We start from the raw sequence: 19247 nt of genomic DNA, 5'->3' as shown, positions 1-19247 counted from the left end.
CCGCCTCGTACTGCCCGAATCCAGTAGTAGTAGCTCTTGGGGGCCGCTTCCACGATGCCGGAGTCCACGTTCCACGCGGCATCCGGGGGACTCCCGTCCGAAGTAGACGACCAGTAGCTGCCCAACCCGGTGCAGCTACACATCGGTCCACCGCTGCCATCGACGGTGCAGCCGGGCGAACATCCCGTGTTGAACACCGAAGCCGCAGCCCGACTCCCCTCGTAGTTGATGATGCTCGACAACTCCCTGACGTTCGGGATGCGCCAGTCGCAGTGCCCGGCAAAGCACGGCGGCGTGTTGAGCCTGGGCAGAAACTCCGTCCACATCGTGCCGTTCATCGTGTACGGCGAGTCCTCCATCCCCCACGTGTAGATGTTGTCCTTGTCGTGCATCCCGCCCGCGTCGTCTTGTTTCTCCCACATCAGCCGGGTGTTGTTGTCGGTAATCGTCCCGTCGCCGTTGTCCGTGTACGACAGCGTCGCTCCGGCCTGCACGTCACCGTCGGACCCGGGCCCATAGGAGGTGGTCTGCCCGCTTGCGGGAAACGCCTGCGGGCCAGTCAGAGATCGGCAGACAGCGAGGTCGCCCCGGCACTCCGAGAGCTGCGTCGTGCAGGTTGCCATGCTGGTGTCGCAGACGCCGTCATCCGCACAGCCCGCCAGCGCGTGATTGACTGCGGTCAGGATTTCATCGACCGTGACCTGCCCGTCCCCATTGCAGTCACCGCAACACTGACCGGCCGAAGGCGCTGGGCTCCACGCCACCCCGAACACCCACGCCACCACTAAGAGCGTCCCCCGCACTCGAGCACTCTTCATTTCATTCTCCTCTGTTGTTGCGGCGCAGGCTCCACGGCCGTTGCGGCCTCTCGGCCGCCGAGCGTCACGGCCATGAGCAGCGCGGCCAGGGTGAACTTCATCGTATGGTTCACAGATAAATCCTATTGCGTGTGGCAGTGGATTACAAGGAAGAAACCAACACTCCCAAGGAACGCCTCCGTTAGTGAGGGCGCCGCGGCCTGTGAGGATGAGGAGTGCGAATGAAGACAATATCACACCAGGCGGTAGGGGCAGCCCACAGCAGATACAGCAGCATGAGACGGCAGCGTCTACCCACGCGGACTGCGCGACGCCAAAAACAGTCACCGTCCCGTTGCCCGGCCCGAAGCTGGGCGCAACCGCTCCAGGTATTGGTCCACCAGGGCCGCCTGCCGCCTTGGCGTGAGGCGGCCGGCCGCGAGCGTGGCCTGCTCGCCAATGCCGGCGAATCGCCTCGGGGCGCTGCGGAAACGGAGTCCACCTTTCCAACTGTGGTCCCCTCGGAACAAGAAATGGGGTCTGGAGTGAGCGGTGTCGTAGTCAGGCGTGAGGATTAGGACTGCCGGTTGGGCCTTCCAAGTTACTCAAAAGACGCGACTCCCCGTCCTGGGCTACCGATGCTCGGCCGCTCGCGCCCACGGCCACCTCCGTCGCGGAATCGCGGAATGCGGGGCTAGTCGCCCCCTGGTCTTTGTGGCACCATGAGCATAGGCAGTTTTGGCGTTCTGGTGACCCGTGAGGAACGCAGGGAGGTTGAAGCATGCCGTTCGAATCCCATGCCCCGTTGATCAATGCGGAAGCGATGCCGCCCGTCGCAGGCGCCCGCGAGGTGAAGCGCACGTGGCCGTCCGCGCGTGTGTCGTCCGCTGACCGTTGGCTCCTGCGCACGCTTCTCCGTGCCATGGGTGACCCGGCTATCCGGGTCGCCCTCTGGAGCGGGGAGAGCATGTGCACCGCGGATGCGGAACCGGTCGCCACGCTGCAGGTCAAGGACCGCCAGACGCTGCTGCGATTGGCGTATCAACCCGAACTCGAGTTCGGCGAAGCCTACACTGATGGCCAGCTCCAAGTCGACGGCGATCTCGTCAGCGTCATCGAGACGGTGTTTCGCGCGCCCGTCAACCCCTGGGCGGAGCGGCTACTGCGCCGATCACGGCGGCCGCGCGCCAACACGCTCAACGGATCGCGCGACAACATCCACCGTCACTATGACCTCGGCAACGACTTCTACCGGCTCTGGCTTGACGAGCGCATGGTCTACACCTGCGCCTATTTCCCCACACCGACCGCATCGCTGGAGGAGGCGCAGGTAGCCAAGATGGAACTCGTGTGCCGCAAAGTCGGGCTACGGCCTGGAGAGCGCGTCATCGAGGCAGGCTGTGGCTGGGGAGCGCTGGCATTGCACATGGCGCGGCAGCACGGTGTCTCGGTCCGCGCTTTCAACATCTCACACGAGCAGATCACCTACGCGCGCGAGCAGGCCCACAAGGAAGGGCTGAGCCACCGGGTCGAGTTCGTCGAGGACGACTACCGCAACGTCTCCGGGCAATTTGACGCCTTCGTATCCGTCGGCATGCTCGAGCACGTGGGTGCGGACCACTACCGCGAACTTGGCGGGGTCATCGACCGCTGCCTGCCGGCGCATGGACGCGGATTCATTCACGCGATCGGCCGCAACCGGCCGTTGTCGCTCAATGCGTGGGTGGAGAAACACATCTTCCCAGGCGCCTATCCGCCAACCCTGGGCGAGATGATGGCCATTCTCGAACCGTATGGCTTCTCGGTGCTCGACGTGGAGAATCTCCGCCTCCATTATGCGACGACACTGCGGCACTGGCTGCTGCGTTTCGAGCATGCCGCCGATCGTGTTGCCGCAATGTTCGACGATCGCTTTGTCCGTGCCTGGCGGCTCTACTTGGCCGGATCCGTCGCCGCCTTCGCCACCGGCTCGCTGCAACTCTTTCAAGTGAGCTTCGCGCGGCCGCAGGACAACGCGATCTCCTGGACCAGGGCGCATCTCTACCAGTGATATCGCAGCGGGAGGAATGTTGACTGCTTGCGACGTCTTGATCGTCGGCGGGGGCCCAGCCGGATCCTCCTGCGCGTGGAAGCTGCGCCACGCTGGGCTCGACGTCGTCGTGTGGGACCGGCGGATGTTCCCACGCGACAAGATCTGTGCGGGCTGGATCACGCCGCAAATTCTTGCGGAACTCCAGCTCGATCCCGAGACCTATGCGAGCCAGGGGCTGACTTTCCAACCCATGCGTGGCTTCCGCATCAGCCGGCTGGGCGATGTCGAGACACGGGTACACTATGGCCGGCCGGTGAGCTACGGCATCCGGCGCTGCGAGTTCGACACCTACTTGCTGCGGCGCTCGGGAGCAGATCTGCACCTGGGGCAGCCGGTGCACACCCTGCGTCGGTCGGATGATGGGTGGCTGCTCAACGACACCATCCGCGCCAAGGTGCTCGTCGGTGCGGGCGGATATTTCTGCCCGGTGGCACGGCTGCTCGGCGTGCGGCTCGGCGCCGGTGAGCCCATCGTTGCCGCCCAAGAGGCGGAGTTCGAGCTGACCCCGCAGCAGCGGTCAGCCTGCCAGGTCGAGCCTGACGTGCCGGAGATTCTGTTCACGCGCGATCTCAAGGGATACGGGTGGGTGGTCCGCAAGGGCTCCTACATCAACATCGGCCTCGGCCGGCAAGACACGCATCAGCTCGGCGAACATGTGGCCGACTTTGTGGCGTTCCTCGAACAGCGCGGCAAGATCCCTGCCGGTCTTCCGGCGAAGTTCCATGGGCACCCGTACCTCCTCTACGGCGAGGCACAGCGGCCGCTGTGCGACGACGCGGCACTCCTGATTGGCGACGCGGCAGGGCTCGCCCATTCGACAAGCGGCGAAGGCATTCGGCCGGCGATCGAGTCCGGCCTGCTCGCGGCGCAGACGATCCTCGAGGCCGCTGGCAAGTACAGCCGCGATGGCTTGGCGGCGTATGAGCGGCGCGTTGTTGCCCGTTTCGGACCGCGCCAGACGGGGGTGGGCATTACGCACATCCTGCCGCAGTGGGTCGCGGGTGCGATTGCGGGGCGACTGTTCGGCAGCGCGTGGTTCGCGCGGCACGTCGTCTTGGATCGCTGGTTCCTGCACGCGCAACAGCCGGCGCTTGCCGGGGACGAGCCGGCGCCGCGACCAGCGGCAAGTACCGATCATGCGGCTGCCCCAGCGGGAGCGCCGCCCCATTCTGCCTTTACTTAGACGGATCGGCCTTAGCCAGCCGCCAGAATGTCCACGACGAGCAGGCCGTTCGAGCGCGGGTCTTGAGGTAGATCAGTCGTTGTGGTGACCAAGACGCTTCTGGCCACGCACGATCAATGCAACCCTGAGCTGAAGATGAGGTTGGAAGTAATGTGCGCTTTGTGGGATGAGACTTGTGCCTGGTGGGCATTGGCTCCATCGGAGTCGAAGAAGGAACGTTACGCTGGAGGATGATGCAACATGAGCAATGGTGAACACCTTCAAAAGCTGGCGGAGAACATCGGGAAGGGCGATTCCGCCGCCATGCACAAGATCTTGGGATGCGCCATGACGGATCAGGAGGCCCAGTTCATCCTGGACCTTCCCGCTGCCGCGGCGGAGTTGGCGGCCAAGTGGGGCATGGGCGAGCAGGCCATCCAGGATAGGATCATGGGGCTAGCGCGCCGGGGGTTACTCATCCCGTCGAAAAAGGGCATGCGCTTCCCCGCTGATCCGGCGACTCTGCATGACGGGATCCTCTCCAGCGCGTCCGAGCACGTTCCGGCCGGAATGGATAAATTCTGGATGGAACTGTACGACGGCGAAGGCTGGGGAGAGGAGATCGGCAACGTGCTGTCAGGCCTGCCGGTGCGCATCCTCAGAACGATCCCGGTACTGAACTCCGTCTCCTCCGGCAGCAAACTGCCGCCGCACGAAAGCATCACCGACATCATCATGGCCCATAAGGACCTGATCTCGATCCGTAACTGCTGCTGCCGGGTCGGGGCCAAGAAGTGCGACCACCCGGCGCAGGTATGCATGCAGTTCTCGAAACGCGCCGAGTACGACTTGCACCGCGGCAGCGGCAGGAAGGTCTCTGCCGACGAGGCGCTCTCCATCGCCCTGACGGCCGGGGATTCCGGGCTTGTCCCCACAGTGCCCAACATGTCCTCCATGGAGGGGATAGATTTCATCTGTTTCTGCTGCGGCTGTTGCTGCCTGGTGATCAACCCGGGCTTGCGCGTCGGCGGGCTCGACAAGATCCTCGCTCCCAGCCGTTTCGTCAGTACCGTGGACGCCGACGTGTGCAACGCCTGCGGCGAATGCGTCGAGCGGTGTGCGGTCAGTGCCATCGAAGTGCAGGAGGACACTGGGGTGGCCGTTGTCGATCGCGACAAGTGCCTCGGTTGCGGTGCGTGCGTGCTGGCCTGCCCCCTGGATGGAGGGATGACCATGGAACTGGTACGGCCGCCGGAATTCATTCCGGAGACGAATTTCAGCCCGACCTCGATCATGGGTATGTAAGCGCGAGGCGTGCGGCCGGGACACGACCGCGAACTCAGTCGCCGCGGAGCGCGAGTTCCTGCTCCTGCAGGCGGTGGATGCGATCGCGCAGCTCGGCGGCGCGCTCGAACTCGAGCTGTGTAGCCGCGGCGCGCATCTCTTTTTGCAGCGCGGCGATACGTTTGGGGATGTCCGCTAGCGGCATGTACTCCTCCGCCGCCTCGGCGATCTTGGGGAGGTCGACGTAATCGGCTTCGGCTGCCTCCGCCCACGGCGTCGAGATGGCCTTCTGAATGGTCTGCGGCGTGATGCCATGCTCCTGGTTGTACGCCGCTTGAAGCGTACGCCGACGGGTGGTTTCGCTGATGGCCCGCCGCATCGACTCGGTCATGATGTCGGCGTACATGATCACGGTGCCGTTGATGTTGCGCGCGGCCCGGCCGATGGTCTGAATGAGGGAGCGCTCCGAGCGCAGGAAGCCTTCTTTGTCCGCATCGAGAATCGCCACTAGCGAGACCTCGGGCAGGTCGAGCCCTTCTCGCAGCAGGTTGATCCCGATGAGCACGTCGAACACGCCGCGGCGCAGATCGCGGATGATGTCCACCCGCTCGAGGGTCACGATGTCGGAGTGCAGGTAGCGTACGCGCAGGCCCAGCTCGTGATAATAATCGGTGAGATCCTCGGCCATCTTTTTGGTCAGGGTCGTCACCAGGACGCGCTCGCCGCTGGCGATGCGGAGGCGGATTTCTTCCAGCAGGTCGTCCACCTGATGTACCGCCGGCCGCACGATGATTTCGGGATCCGTCAGTCCGGTGGGCCGGATCAACTGCTCGACGACGACCCCGCCGGTGCGCTGCAGTTCATAATTGCCCGGCGTGGCGGAGACGTACACGACGTACCGCGTCAGGGCCTCGAATTCCTGAAAGTTCAACGGACGGTTGTCGAGCGCGGACGGCAGCCGGAAACCGTACTCGACCAGGGTTTCCTTGCGCGAACGGTCGCCGCGATACATGCCGCCGACCTGCGGCACGGTAACGTGGCTCTCGTCGACGAAGAGCAACCAGTCCCCGGAGAAGTAGTTCAGCAGGGTAGGGGGCGGCTCGCCCGGCGCGCGCCCGGTGAGATGGCGCGAGTAGTTCTCGATGCCGGAACAGAAGCCCATCTCCTGCAGCATTTCCAGATCGTAGAGGGTGCGCTGCTCGATCCGTTGTGCCTCCAGCAGTTTGTTCTCGGCGCGCAGCTGCGCCAGCCGTTCCTTCAGCTCGTGGCGGATGGCGATAATCGCCAACTCCATGCGGTCGGGCGTGGTGACGTAATGGCTGGCCGGATAAATCGCGATCTTGTCCAGGCGCCGCAGCACCTGGCCGCGCAGCGGATCGATCTCGGCGATGGCCTCCACCTGGTCCCCGAAGAACTCGACGCGGATGGCGCGCGCATCCTCATACGCGGGAAATACTTCGACCACGTCACCGCGCACCCGAAAGGTGCCGCGGTGGAAGTCGTAGTCGTTGCGCTGGTACTGGATGTCGACGAGCTTGCGCAGCACCTGGTCGCGATCGGCTTGCACCCCGCGCTCGAGAAAGAGCAGCATGTCGAAGTAGGCTTCCGGCGAGCCCAGACCATAGATGCAGGAGACGCTGGCGACGATCAGCACGTCGTTGCGTTCGAGCAACGCCTTGGTGGCCGAGTGCCGCATCTTGTCGATCTCGTCGTTGATCGACGAGTCTTTCTCAATGAAGGTGTCGGTGCTCGGAACGTACGCCTCCGGCTGGTAATAGTCATAGTAGCTGACGAAATAGCGGACCGCGTTTTCCGGAAACAGCACCTTGAACTCGTCGTACAGCTGCGCTGCCAGCGTCTTGTTCGGTGCCATGACGAGCGCGGGCCGGTTGAGCTGCGCAATGACGTTGGCCACGGTGAACGTCTTGCCCGAACCGGTCACGCCGAGGAGCACCTGTTGGCGCCGCCCAGTTCGGATACCTTCCACGAGCTCGGCAATGGCAGGCCCCTGGTCCCCCTGCGGCTCGAAGTCAGCGACCAGATGGAATTCGCCCTCACGTCTCACGGGCCGAATCTATAGCAGAATTCGCTGCCGATGAAGGTCCGCTGTGCGAGGTGCGATCGGCCCGCGCTCCGACGTCGTCTCTGGCGAGCCACGATTGCAATAGCCCAGGAGATGTGGCGAGATGATGTCTTCGTCAAAATCAAAAGGAGGTGCATGCATAATGTCCATCCGGAGCGGTTTGTTGTGTGCAAGTCTGGTGACGGCGCTGTGTCTGTCGGTCACCGGCGTCAGGGCGGAAGAGAAGGTCGACCAGTTCACCGTGGTGAACGTCGAATACGAGGGCACGAAGATCTGGCTGCCGGCGACCCTGGTGGTGCACAAGGGCGACCGGGTGAAGATCAAATTGATCAACAACGTGAAGTCGGATCCCAACCAGCATGGGTTCACCATCCCGGCCTACAACGTGGCCGCGGTGGTCACACGCGGCGAGCCGGCCAACGTCGAGTTCGTCGCCGATAAGGCCGGCATCTTTCCCAGCGCCTGCCAACTGCATCCCGCCCATGTCGGCGGACAGTTGGTGGTTCTGGAATAAGGCGGGCGCGGTCGAGTCAGACGAGCGAGCAGGGTTTGAAAAGCAGCGGATTGATATGGAACCCTAGCGCCGTGATGCAGCCGACGCAGTGGGAGGAAAACGAAGCAGTGCCCGCATGTGATTCGTCGCTCGAGCAGCACCTCGAACGCATCGAAGGGTACATGCGTGGCTGCGACTTGCTGACGTATGCGCGCGTGCCCAGTGCCTTGCGCGATGAACTCAGCACCTTCCTTGCGGCCAAGCTGCCGGATGCCTTGGACACCTGGGTCAGCGTTGTCGGCCCGGGGCTGGGCATCCCGCAGTGGGACTGGTCAGACCTGCGCGAGTCGATGCGCGCCGCAGTTCTGCGCTGGATCCGTCACATCGCCGATCCGAAGGACATTGAGACCTACGTGTACCTGCGCAGCCACGCGCGGCGCGCCTTCATCTCGCGCTTCCCGCCCTCGCGCTTCCTGAGCGGGCAGATGCGCATCCGTCAGTTCCTCGCCGAGCGCCTGCGCCAAGCGTACGCTCGCGATCCCGACAAGCGCGAGGCGTTGCTCATGCTGCTGCAGCAGGAGTTTCAAGAACGCCTCCTGCACATCTCGGACTTCTTCGTCGAGGCCCGGGAGGAGGAACTGCGCGAGCAGGAGGCCAGCTACCGCAAGTCGGTGGACCATGCGCCGGCGGCGATCTTCAAACTCGATTATCAGTTCGGAACGATCCTGGATGCCAATATCGTCGCCGAGAAGACGGTGGGCTTCGGTCGCGAACAGATGATCGGCATGCGCATTTGGGACGTCGTTCCGCCCAACGAGCGTGAGCGCGCCACCCGCTTGCTCGACGAGACGCGGACCCAGGGCCACTCCAGCAGTGAAGACTTGCATCTGCAGACCCGCACCGGCGAACTCGTTCCGGTGTTCTTGAACGCCGGGATGATCGAATACGGGTATAACCGGTTCTTTCACGTCATCTGCGTCGACATCTCCGACCGCAAACGTCTGGAGAGCCAGCTGATCCAATCTGAAAAGATGGCAGCCATAGGCCAACTCGCCGCCGGCATCGCCCACGAGATCCGCAACCCGCTCGGCATCATCACCAATGCCCTTTACGACTTGAGCGAAGTCATCGATTCCAGCAACCCCGCTGTGCAAGAGGACCTGCGCATCGCCAAGGAGGAAATGGAACGGGTGCAGGCGATCATCAACAACCTCCTGGAGTTCTCACGGGAGTCGCGCGCCGAGCTGGAACGGGTGGACATCAACGACCTGCTCCGCAAGACGCTGCAGTTGATGAGCAAGAGCCTCCAGAATGGCGGTGTCAACGTGGTGGCCGACTTCACCCCTCTCGGCAAGTGCGTGGCCAATCCCAACGCCCTGCGGCAGATCTTCCTCAACCTGATTACCAATGCCGCCCAGGCGATGCCGAACGGCGGCCAGCTGCTGGTGCGGACGGAACCGTTGCTCGATGGGCGGATTCAGCTGCAATTCACGGATACCGGCGTGGGCATCCCGCCGGAAGATCTCAACGATATCTTCAACCCGTTTTTCACGACCAAGGCGCCAGGCCAAGGTACCGGTTTAGGTCTGTCGGTGGTGCATTCGGTGGTGAAGCGCTATCGCGGCGACATCCACGTCAAAAGTCAGCTGAATGCTGGTACGACGTTCACGATCCAGTTTCCCTGCCCCTGCGATGATACGACCATGGTCGAACAGGGGCTCTAGCTCTCAGCCTATGGCCGTGCCGGCACGCATGCTTCTGGTCGAGGACGAACCGAACATGGTTCGCACGCTCGCCAAGATCCTCGAGCGCAAGGGGTATATCGTCGATGCGGCAGGGTCGGGTGCGGAAGCGCTCGATCGCCTGTCGGGCGCCAGTTACGACATCGTGATCACCGACCTCAACATGCCGGTGATGGACGGCATGCAGCTCTTGCGCGAGATGCGAGAGCGGCACTTGAGTCCAGCGATCATTGTGCTCACGGGTCACGGAACCATCCAGTCCGCGGTCGAGGCCATGAAGCTCGGGGCGGGCGACTACCTCATCAAACCGTGCCATCCGGAGGAGTTGCTGATGGTCGCGGCGCGGATGCTGGAGCTGCGTCAACTGCGGCGCGAAGTGACCCAGCTGCGCCAGCAACTGCGGCAGATCGACCGCTTCGGTGAAATCATCGGCAAGAGTCCGCGTATGCGGGAGATCTACCAAACCATCGAAGCCGTCAGTCAAAACAAGAGCAACGTTCTGCTGTCGGGTGAGAACGGCACGGGCAAAGAGCTGGTGGCCCGCACCATTCATGACAAGGGCCCGCTGGCGACCAAGGCTTTCCTGGCGATCAACTGCGGGGCGTTGTCCGAAACGTTACTGGAGAGCCAACTCTTCGGGCACCGCAAAGGGGCATTTACCGGCGCCATCGAGGACCATGAGGGCGTCTTTCAGGCCGCTGACGGCGGGACGTTGTTTCTCGACGAGATCTCCGAGATCCCGTTGGTGCTGCAGGTGAAGTTTCTGCGCGCCATCCAGGAGAAGGAAGTGACGCTACTGGGTTCGACTCGTCCCGTGCGTGTGGACGTGCGGCTCATCGCCGCGACCAATCGGGACATTGAAGAGGCGGTGCGGGATGGGAGCTTCCGCACGGATCTCTTTTATCGGCTGAACGTTGTGCCCATTCACCTGCCGCCGTTGCGTCAGCGCCGTGAAGACATTCCCTTGCTTGTTGAACGCTTCATCACGGACTTTAGCCGAATCTACGGCGTTGAACCGAAGCGGGTGATGGCGGAGGCGATGGAGCGCATCCTCGAATATGATTGGCCCGGTAACATCCGCGAGCTGCAGAACGCCATCGAGCGCGCCTTCGCGCTGTCGTCGGAACCGGAAATTACGCTGAAGGACCTGCCGCCCGCGGTCCTGCGCGCGGAGGATTTGGCGCCGGTGGCGCCGGCTGCCGTGCCGCTGCCGCTAGAAGAAGTGGAGAGGAGAAACATTCTGGCCGCGCTGCAACGCAGTGCGGGAAACAAGAACGAAGCCGCACGTATCCTCGGAATCGATCGGCAACGGTTGTATCGAAAGATGGAGAAGTACGGCTTGGCATCGTGACGTAGAGGCGCAGCCTGCTGCGCCCCTACACCGCAATGTACACCGAGACCTCAGAGCCAGCGGCGGGCGGGAGGCGAGCTTCAGTAGCCCAGATCGCGGATGGTCTTGTCGTCGAGGCCGAAAAAGTGGCCGATCTCGTGGATCACCGTGCTCCGCACCTGCTGGCGGATACGTTCGGGGGATCGGCAGCTGCGCAGCAAAGGCACATAGAAAATGCTGATTTTGTCCGGCAGCACACCGGTGTAACTCATGCCTCGCAGATGCAGCGGCACGCCCTGATACAGGCCGAACAAGGTGTCGCGCCGCGGATCCAGACCCAGGCCGCGTAGCAGCTGCGGATCCGGCTCGTCTTCGATGACGATCTCTACATTCTCCAAACGTTGCGCGAATGTGTCGGGCAGGTCGTCGAGCGCCTCACGGACCAGCGTTTCAAACTCGGCGCGCGTCATCGGCACCAGTGTACCAACTTTTCCTGCTGGAGAGCAGGCTCGGGGGAAGCGCCGCTTCGGCAGGCCGCGTCCTCTCGCCACGACGCCTTGACCGCGTCAGCAAATCCTGACAGAAAGCCAGCAACTCCCATGATGAAGCGCGCTTGTCTGCATTGGATTTGTACTGCTGCCCTCGCGGCCATGCTGGCGGCCGGCTGTGGCACCACGGGTTCCGCGCCAACGTCGTTTCCCGAGGTACGGTTTAGGGTCCACCCGAGCAAGCCGAGCAGTGGCGGCAATCTAGACGCGACATTCACGGCGGAGCTGGTTGCTGGTGGCGTGAAGCACGCGTTCCCTGCTAATGCTACCTTCACTGCGACTGGCGACGTGGATTTCGTTCTCGAGAACGCCGCGCCGCCGTACGGTGGCACCTTTACGGTGAGCGAGGAGGGTAGCCGCGACATCCACGTTGTACTCTCCGTGACCGGCGTGACCGACACATCCGCGGATAGTGCTGGACCGGCTCATGCGGCTGTCGTCGGAACCATCAGTCCAGCCACTGCACCGGCCACGAACGAGGTGCGGTTCGAGGTCTGTGTACCGTCTGACAATGCTGCGTCTTGTGGGTTACCTGGCAGTGACTCTGGAGATTTTGGCAAGCCCTTCAACGGTAGCATCGGCGATGCCTTCAACACGCACTTGATCGGCGGGCTAACGCCGAGCATCTTCTTCCTTGATGGTGCTCGTGACAGCATCCATGCCGTGTTCGCCTTAGCGCCCTTCACTGGCAAGAAGCTGATCGCCCGGATGTACCTCAACGGAGAGCTAAAAGAGGAAGCGTCGGACACCGGTGACGTCGTCCTCAAACAGGACTTATAGGGTGTCTTATCAACATTGGCCATTTTGCCAATGCGGAGCGCTCGGCATTGGCCTTGAAAGAAACTAATACCGGAAGAAATCGACTGAAGTAGCGGATAACATTGGTCGTTTTCCGCCGGTTGCCATGCACAATGGCTGGGCAATTCAAGCTGGCCCTTGCCAGATACGGCTCAGCGCGCTCCCGTCCACACGTTATCCACAGAATGCCTGGGCAGTTACCGCAGGCTCAGTGGGAAGCTGCGGCGGCGACAACTTTCTGCGCCGCATCGGCCATATCCGACGCCGAGACGATATTGAGCTTGGAGTCGGAAAGGATCTTCTTTCCGCGCTCGACGTTGGTGCCTTCAAGGCGGACGACGAGTGGTACCTGAAGGTGGATTTGCCGCGCCGCTTCGACGATCCCGCTGGCGATGACGTCGCACTTCATGATGCCGCCGAAGATATTGACCAGGACGGCCCGTACGTTGGCGTCCGAAAGCAGGATCTTGAATGCGGCCGTGACCTTTTCGGCGGTGGCGCCACCGCCGACGTCGAGGAAGTTGGCCGGCTCGCCGCCGTATTGCTTGATGATGTCCATGGTCGACATCGCCAGCCCTGCGCCGTTGACCATGCAAGCGATGTTGCCGTCGAGCGAGATGTAGCTGAGGTCGTGTTTGGCGGCCTCGGTCTCCTTGGGATCCTCCTCCGATATATCCCGCAGTTCACGGATGTCGGCGTGGCGGAACAGACCATTGTCGTCGAAGGAGATTTTGGCATCGAGGGCGAGAATGTCACCGGACTTCGTCAGCACTAAGGGATTGATCTCGGCGAGCGAAGCGTCGCACTGCACGAACGCCTGATACAGGCTGTTGATGAACGCCACCGCCTTGTTGACGGACTCCTTGGGAATGCCGATACCGAACGCGATCTTGCGTCCCTGAAAAGCCTGGATACCAACCGCAGGGTCGATCGGCTCGCGCAGAATTTTCTCGGGAGAGCGAGCGGCAACCTCCTCGATCTCCACCCCGCCCTCGGCACTGGCCATGAGCGTGGGCCAACCGGTGGCGCGATCGATCACCATGCCGAGGTACAACTCACGCGCGATGGCACAGCCTTCTTCGACCAGCACCCGGCGCACTTCGCGGCCGGCAGGGCCGGTCTGATGGGTCACCAGCGTCTTGCCCAGCAGCCCGCGGGCGAAGTCACGCGCCTCTTCCGGCGTCTTGCACACCTTGACCCCGCCGGCCTTGCCGCGTCCGCCGGCATGGATCTGCGCCTTCACCACGCAGACGGAGCCGAGCTCGCGGGCAATGGCCGCGACCTCGTCCGCTGTCGTCGCCACCTTTCCTCGCGGCACCACTACACCGAAGCGCCGCAAAACCTCTTTCGCCTGAAATTCGTGGATATTCATCGACCGCAACCTCTCCCCTTTGGCACTAGCGACCGAACAGGTCCCTGAACGCTTTGATGGTAGTTTCGCGCCCCAGCTCGCCGATTGACGTCGTCAACGGAATGTCCTTGGGGCAGGCTTTCACGCAGTTCTGCGCGTTGCCACAATCGCTGATGCCGCCGTTTCCCATGACGGTTTGAAGACGCTCGTCTTTGTTCATCGCCCCGGTCGGGTTGGTGTTGAAGAGCACGACCTGTGACATGATGGCGGCGCCCATGAATGGGGAATGGTCGTTGTACTGTGGACAGACTTCGAGGCAGCACCCGCAAGTCATGCAGCGCGACAGGGCGTAGCGAAACTCCTGCGTTTCCGGAGAGACGCGCGGCGCTGGTCCGATGTCGTAGGTGCCGTCGAGCGGAATCCAGGCATGGACCTTTTTCAGGTCCTCGAAGAAGCGGCTGCGATCGACCATCAGATCGCGCACGACCGGGAATTTGGTCATCGGTTCCAGCACGATCGGCTGCTCGGACTTGTCGATGAGCGCGGTGCAGGCCTGACGCACCCGGCCGTTGATCACCATGGTGCAGGACCCGCACACCTCTTCGAGGCAGCTGGCGTCCCACACCACCGCGGTCGTGGACGTGCCGTCGCGTGTGACGGGATTGCGCCGGATTTCCATGAGGACCGAAATCACGTTGTGCTGGGGCTTGTATGGAATTTCGAAATCCTGCCAGTACGGCTTTGAGCTGGGGCTGTCCTGGCGTTTGACGTGTAAGCGAATCATCCGTGCTTCCATGCCGTTTCCTCTAGGCAGCGGTCTTATCGACGTCGTACTTCCGGGGGCGCGGCTTGAGCAGCGAGATGTCGACCGGCTCGTAGCTGAATTCCGGCCCGTCGGAACTCCACCGCGCCTTGGTGGTTTTCAGAAAATTGGCATCGTCGCGTTCGGGGAACGCGGGCTTATAGTGGGCGCCGCGGCTCTCGTCGCGTTTCAACGCCCCCAGCGTAAACACCCGTGCCAGCTCCAGCATGCTGCGGAACTGCTTGATGAAGGAGAGCTCCTGGTTGGTCCAATCCGACGCGTCGCGCAAACCGATGTTGGCCCAGCGCTCCTTCAATTCGAGGATCTTGTTGTCGGTGGCACGCAGCTTGGCGTTGTCGCGGATCACCGTGACGTTGGTGGTCATCCAGTCGCCCAGCTCTTTGGCGAGCACAAAAACATTTTCCTTTCCGTTCATCTGGCGCAGGCGTGCGTAAGCTTCCTCCTGCCGCTTCTTTTCCTGCGCCATGGCCTTGTCGCGCCCGCCGTTGGCGGATTGTGCCCGTGCATAGCGGACCATGTTGGGGCCGGCGACCTGGCCACCATAGAGGCATGACAGCAACGAATTGGCGCCCAGCCGATTGGCGCCGTGGTACTGATAATCCACCTCACCGGCGGCGAAAAGGCCGGGGATGTTGGTCATGTGGTCGAAATCCACCCACAGCCCGCCCATGGAGTAGTGCACGCCGGGGAAGATCTTCATCGGCACCTTGTGCGGATCATCACCCATGAACTTTTCGTAAATTTCCAGGACGCCGCCGAGCTTGCGATCGAGGGTCTTGGCATCGATGTGTGTAACGTCCAGGTACACCATGGGTTGGCCGTCCAAGCCGAGACCCATCTCGAAAACGACCTTGAAGATGGCGCGTGTGGCGATGTCGCGCGGCACCAGGTTGCCGTAGGCCGGATACATGTCTTCGAGGAAGTACCACGGCTTGCCATCGCGATAGGTCCAGACCCGGCCGCCTTCGCCCCGGACCGACTCGGAGATCAAGCGCAGCTTGTCCTGGCCCGGGATGGCGGTGGGGTGGACCTGGATAAACTCGCCGTTGGCGTAAAAGGCGCCCTGCTGGTACACGGTGCCGGCCGCCACGCCGGTGTTGACACTGGAATTCGTGCTCTTGCCGAAGACGATTCCGGGGCCGCCCGTAGCCAGCAGGACCGCATTGGCCGGGAACGTATGGACCTCCATGGAACGCTGATCGAGCGCGGTGATGCCGCAGCATTGCCCGGTCGCGTCAAGGACCGCAGAGAGAAATTCCCAGTACTCGAACTTGCGGACCAATCCCGCCACCTCGTACCGGCGAACCTGCTCGTCGAGCGCGTAAAGCAGTTGCTGTCCCGTGGTGGCGCCAGCGAAAGCCGTCCGGTTGTACTTGGTGCCGCCGAAGCGGCGGAAATCCAGCAGCCCTTCGGCGGTGCGGCTGAAGGGGACTCCCATGCGATCGAGGAGGAACACGATCGAGGGCCCTGCTTCGCACATCGCTTTGACCGGCGGCTGATTGGCGAGAAAGTCGCCGCCGTAGATTGAGTCGTCGAAATGCTCCCACGGTGAGTCGCCTTCGCCCTTCCAGTTCACCGCGGCGTTGATGCCGCCTTGGGCGCAGACGGAGTGGGAACGCTTGACCGGAACGAATGAAAACACGTCCACGGGCACGCCCATCTCGGCGATCTTGATCGTCGTCATCAGGCCGGCCAGCCCGCCGCCGACCACAATTAATCTTTCTTCAGACATATACACACCCCATGAGTGCCTGCCCTTTCACGGCGCGCTCGCCTAACGGAAAGCCACCAGAATCGCCATTCCCGTAAAGGTCATGACGACAAACAACGCCACGCTGGCCAGCTGCATCATCCTCTGCGCCGCCGCGCCAATGGTGATGCCCCAGGTCACGCAAAACGTCCAGATGCCGTTGGTGAAATGGAAGATTGCCGACAGCACCCCGACGACGTACACCGCGAACCAGACCGGGTTGCTCATGTAGCTGTGCATGAAGTCGTAGGTGATCTCGGTGCCGTAGAAATAGTACGCCAGGCGCGTGGTGTAGACGTGGAAGCCGATAAAGAAGAAGGCGATGACCCCGGTGACCCGCTGCAGCACGTACAGGTAGCTGTTGGTGTAGTCGTAGTGCAGCGCATTGGGGATGTCGGCCGAACGGAGAATGACCAGGCCGTAGACGCCATGGAAGATGATTGGCGCCCAGAGCACGAGAATCTCCGTGCCCAGCAAGACGGCCGTCGGGATCTGGGCAATCGCCTCCACCAGCAAGTTGAAGCGCTTGGGTCCGCCGAGAACGAAGGAGTTTTCCAGAAAAATGTGCGCCAGCAGATAGGCACCGATCGGAAGGATTCCCGCCAGTGAATGCAGACGCCGCAGTAAGAGATGCATGCGATCGCGATCCATTACTCTCCCCTTAGGCTACGCCGTTAATAAGCACGCCGCGTGGTGCCACAACAAATGAAATTGTCCAGTCCGTCGGAGAAGTCGGCCTTCTAGCTGGCGCTTAGGAAACGTTCGGTAGCCTGCACCAGTTCCCGCACATGTTCCACGGAGCCCTTGAGCGCCTCGCGCTCGGCAGGCGTCAGGTCGATTTCGATCACGCGCTCCACACCGCCGGCGCCGATCTGCACCGGCACGCCGACGTAGAACCCGTTCACGCCATACTCGCCCTCCAGCAGGGCGGCGCACGGCAGCACTTCCTTCTTGTCGAAGAGATACGCCTCGGCCATACGGATGGCGGCATGGGCGGGCGAGTAGAAGGCGGAGGTCTTGAGCAGATTGACGATCTCGCCGCCGGCGTTGCGTACCCGCTTCTCGATGGCCTCCAACCGGTCAGGCTTGATGAGTCGCTCCACCGGCACCCCGGCGACGTTGCAGTGGCTGCGGATCGGCACCATGTCATCGCCATGGCCGCCGAGGACAAGGGCGTGCACGCTCTCGACCGACACCCCCAACTCCATCGCCACGAACGTCCGGTAGCGCGCGGAATCCAACACCCCGGCTTGGCCAACGACGCGCTGCTTGGGGAAACCCGTGAGGCGTTTCATGGCGGTGACCATGGCATCGAGCGGGTTGGTGATGACGATGACAAAGGCTCCGGGCGCACGCTCGCGGACGTTGGTTGCCACGTCCCGCATGATCTTGGTGTTGATCGACAACAGATCGTCGCGGCTCATGCCGGGCTTGCGCGGCACGCCGGCGGTGACGATGCACACATCGGCCCCAGTGATCTGTTCGTAGGAGTTGGTGCCGACGATCGACACGTCGAAACCCTCAATCGGCGCCGCCTCCAGCAGATCGAGCGCCTTGCCTTGCGGCACGCCCTCGATGACATCGAACAAGACGACATCCCCCAGGCGCTTCAGGGCGCAGAGGTGCGCCAGGGTGCCGCCGATCATTCCCGCTCCTATCAATGCAATCTTCTTCCGTGCCATCGCTTTCCTCTCCTCAGCGTTGAATGAGCAGTTGCCTCACCTAGAGCGACAGGATGTGCACCGACAGCGCCGCCGCCTCGTTGCGCACCATCCCGCCACCGTTTTCCGTCAATCCAACCTTCGCATTCGCTACTTGCCGCTTGCCCGCCTCGCCGCGCAGCTGCCAGAAGATCTCGGAGATCTGCGCCACGCCGGTGGCACCGACCGGGTGCCCTTTGGAGAGCAGGCCGCCGCTCGGATTCACCGGCAAGCGGCCAGTGATCGTGGTCACCCCATCGTCGATCAGCTTGCCACCTTCTCCCGGCTGGCAGAATTCCAGCTCCTCGCAGATGACCAACTCGGCCGGTGCGGAGGCGTCGTGCACCTCGGCAACGTTGATATCGCGCGGGCCGATGCCGGCCATTTCATACGCCTTGCGCGCGGCGCGTGTGGTGATTCCGGGCTTGTCTGGTTCGGGGTCCTCACCCGACACCAATACCGAAGCACGCACATGTACCGGCTTGGCCGTGTAGCGCGCGGCGCGGTCGGCCGCAGTGAGGATCACCGCCGCGGCGCCGTCGCCGATAGGCGAGCACATGAGCCGGGTCAGGGGCTCGGCCACCACGGGCGAGGCCAACACTTCCTCCAAGCTGCAGGCGTGCTGGTACTGGGCGTGGGGGTTGAGGCTGCCGTTGTAATGGTTCTTGACGGCGATCTTGGCGAACTGCTCCTTGGTGGTGCCATACTTCTCCATGTGTGCCCGGGCAAACATGGCGTAAAAGTCCATGAACATGCTGCGCGACTTGCCCGGCTCACCGGGTTTGCCCTGGCTCGACGACTTGGAGGCCTTCATGGCGGCCATGATCTGCTGCACGAATTCGACGTCCACGGCGCTGCCGATGGCCTTGAACGAGACCGTCTTGTCCTCGTGGTACAGTTTCTCCATGCCGAGGGCGAGCACCACGTCGTACATGCCGGAGGCGATGTACAGCCAGGCCAGGTGAAACGCGGTCGAGGAACTGGCGCAGGCATTCTCGGTATTCACGATCGGAATGCCGCCGATGCCCATGTCACGCAGGACGACTTGGCCGCGGATGCACTCTTGCCCGGTCACCAACCCCGCCATGGCGTTCCCCACCACTGCCGCTTGAAGCGCCTGCTGTTCCACCCCAGCGCTCTTCAAAGCGGCCTGCACCGCCTCGCGAGCCAGGTCCTTCATGCTGCGTTCCAGGAATTTTCCAAATCGGGTCATTCCGGCACCGACGATCGCCACATCTCTCATGAAATCTCTCCTTCAGGTCCACTGGCGCGATATGTCTGGCCGCTAACGAAC

At 62.6% G+C, this 19247-nt stretch carries 16 protein-coding genes; 7 read left to right on the top strand and 9 right to left on the bottom strand.

The annotated features are described in order from the left end of the window. The coding region (locus VF515_20010; GenBank protein ID HEX7409911.1) for a DUF1566 domain-containing protein at positions 1–818 on the bottom strand (818 nt) is incomplete at its 3' end. A 760-nt stretch (positions 819–1578) separates the two neighbouring features. On the opposite strand from VF515_20010, the gene VF515_20005 reads away from it, so the two are divergent. The 3 genes from VF515_20005 (at position 1579) to VF515_19995 (ending at position 5356) form a co-directional block, all read left to right on the top strand. After that, positions 1579–2847 (top strand): cyclopropane-fatty-acyl-phospholipid synthase family protein, encoded by a 1269-nt coding sequence (locus VF515_20005; protein ID HEX7409910.1) that lies wholly within the window; start codon positions 1579–1581, stop codon positions 2845–2847. A gap of 16 nt (positions 2848–2863) precedes the next feature. Further along, complete coding sequence (locus tag VF515_20000) at positions 2864–4072, top strand: NAD(P)/FAD-dependent oxidoreductase (GenBank protein ID HEX7409909.1); 1209 nt, start codon at positions 2864–2866, stop codon at positions 4070–4072. 240 nt (positions 4073–4312) lie between these two features. After that, entirely contained in the window at positions 4313–5356 is a 1044-nt protein-coding gene (locus VF515_19995; protein ID HEX7409908.1) for a 4Fe-4S dicluster domain-containing protein, read from the top strand. Between the two features lie 34 nt (positions 5357–5390). On the opposite strand, the gene uvrB is transcribed toward VF515_19995, so the two are convergent. After that, positions 5391–7400 carry an excinuclease ABC subunit UvrB gene (uvrB, locus tag VF515_19990; GenBank protein ID HEX7409907.1) on the bottom strand — a complete coding sequence of 670 codons (2010 nt, stop codon included), beginning with the start codon at positions 7398–7400 and terminating at the stop codon, positions 5391–5393. A 160-nt stretch (positions 7401–7560) separates the two neighbouring features. Between uvrB and VF515_19985 the strand changes: the two genes are divergently transcribed. From VF515_19985 to VF515_19975, 3 genes are all read left to right on the top strand, one after another. Next, positions 7561–7932, top strand: a complete 372-nt coding sequence (locus tag VF515_19985; GenBank protein ID HEX7409906.1) for a cupredoxin domain-containing protein — start codon at positions 7561–7563, stop codon at positions 7930–7932. A gap of 107 nt (positions 7933–8039) precedes the next feature. After that, positions 8040–9635, top strand: coding sequence for an ATP-binding protein (locus VF515_19980; protein ID HEX7409905.1), 1596 nt, complete (start codon positions 8040–8042; stop codon positions 9633–9635). Next, positions 9562–11004, top strand: a complete 1443-nt coding sequence (locus VF515_19975) for a sigma-54 dependent transcriptional regulator (GenBank protein HEX7409904.1) — start codon at positions 9562–9564, stop codon at positions 11002–11004. Before VF515_19980 ends, VF515_19975 begins: the two co-directional genes overlap by 74 nt. Before the next feature lie 80 nt (positions 11005–11084). Here VF515_19975 and VF515_19970 read toward each other — a convergent pair whose 3' ends face one another. Then, complete coding sequence (locus VF515_19970; GenBank protein HEX7409903.1) at positions 11085–11453, bottom strand: metallopeptidase family protein; 369 nt, start codon at positions 11451–11453, stop codon at positions 11085–11087. 129 nt (positions 11454–11582) lie between these two features. On the opposite strand from VF515_19970, the gene VF515_19965 reads away from it, so the two are divergent. Further along, entirely contained in the window at positions 11583–12311 is a 729-nt protein-coding gene (locus VF515_19965; GenBank protein ID HEX7409902.1) for a hypothetical protein, read from the top strand. 226 nt (positions 12312–12537) lie between these two features. Here VF515_19965 and sucC read toward each other — a convergent pair whose 3' ends face one another. From sucC to VF515_19935, 6 genes are all read right to left on the bottom strand, one after another. Beyond that, positions 12538–13701, bottom strand: a complete 1164-nt coding sequence (sucC, locus tag VF515_19960; protein ID HEX7409901.1) for an ADP-forming succinate--CoA ligase subunit beta — start codon at positions 13699–13701, stop codon at positions 12538–12540. Between the two features lie 25 nt (positions 13702–13726). Continuing rightward, positions 13727–14476 carry a succinate dehydrogenase iron-sulfur subunit gene (gene sdhB, locus VF515_19955; protein ID HEX7409900.1) on the bottom strand — a complete coding sequence of 250 codons (750 nt, stop codon included), beginning with the start codon at positions 14474–14476 and terminating at the stop codon, positions 13727–13729. A 10-nt stretch (positions 14477–14486) separates the two neighbouring features. Then, positions 14487–16235 (bottom strand): succinate dehydrogenase flavoprotein subunit, encoded by a 1749-nt coding sequence (gene sdhA, locus VF515_19950; protein HEX7409899.1) that lies wholly within the window; start codon positions 16233–16235, stop codon positions 14487–14489. A 42-nt stretch (positions 16236–16277) separates the two neighbouring features. Next, a complete protein-coding gene (locus tag VF515_19945; protein ID HEX7409898.1) occupies positions 16278–16904 on the bottom strand; it encodes a succinate dehydrogenase in 627 nt (208 codons plus the stop codon). An 89-nt stretch (positions 16905–16993) separates the two neighbouring features. Beyond that, the gene (gene mdh / locus VF515_19940) at positions 16994–17935 is read right to left on the bottom strand and encodes a malate dehydrogenase (GenBank protein HEX7409897.1); all 942 of its coding nucleotides are present in this window, start codon (positions 17933–17935) and stop codon (positions 16994–16996) included. Positions 17936–17975: 40 nt separating this feature from the next. Further along, positions 17976–19196: a thiolase family protein gene (locus VF515_19935; GenBank protein ID HEX7409896.1), complete on the bottom strand. Its 1221-nt coding sequence runs from the start codon at positions 19194–19196 to the stop codon at positions 17976–17978. Between the last annotated feature and the right edge of the window lie 51 nt (positions 19197–19247).

The sequence above is a fragment of the Candidatus Binatia bacterium genome (assembly GCA_036382395.1).
Taxonomy (GTDB): Bacteria; Desulfobacterota; Binatia; order HRBIN30; family HRBIN30; genus JAGDMS01.
The sequence above is the reverse complement of the archived record's forward strand: the minus strand, read 5'-3'. Positions and strand labels throughout refer to the sequence as shown.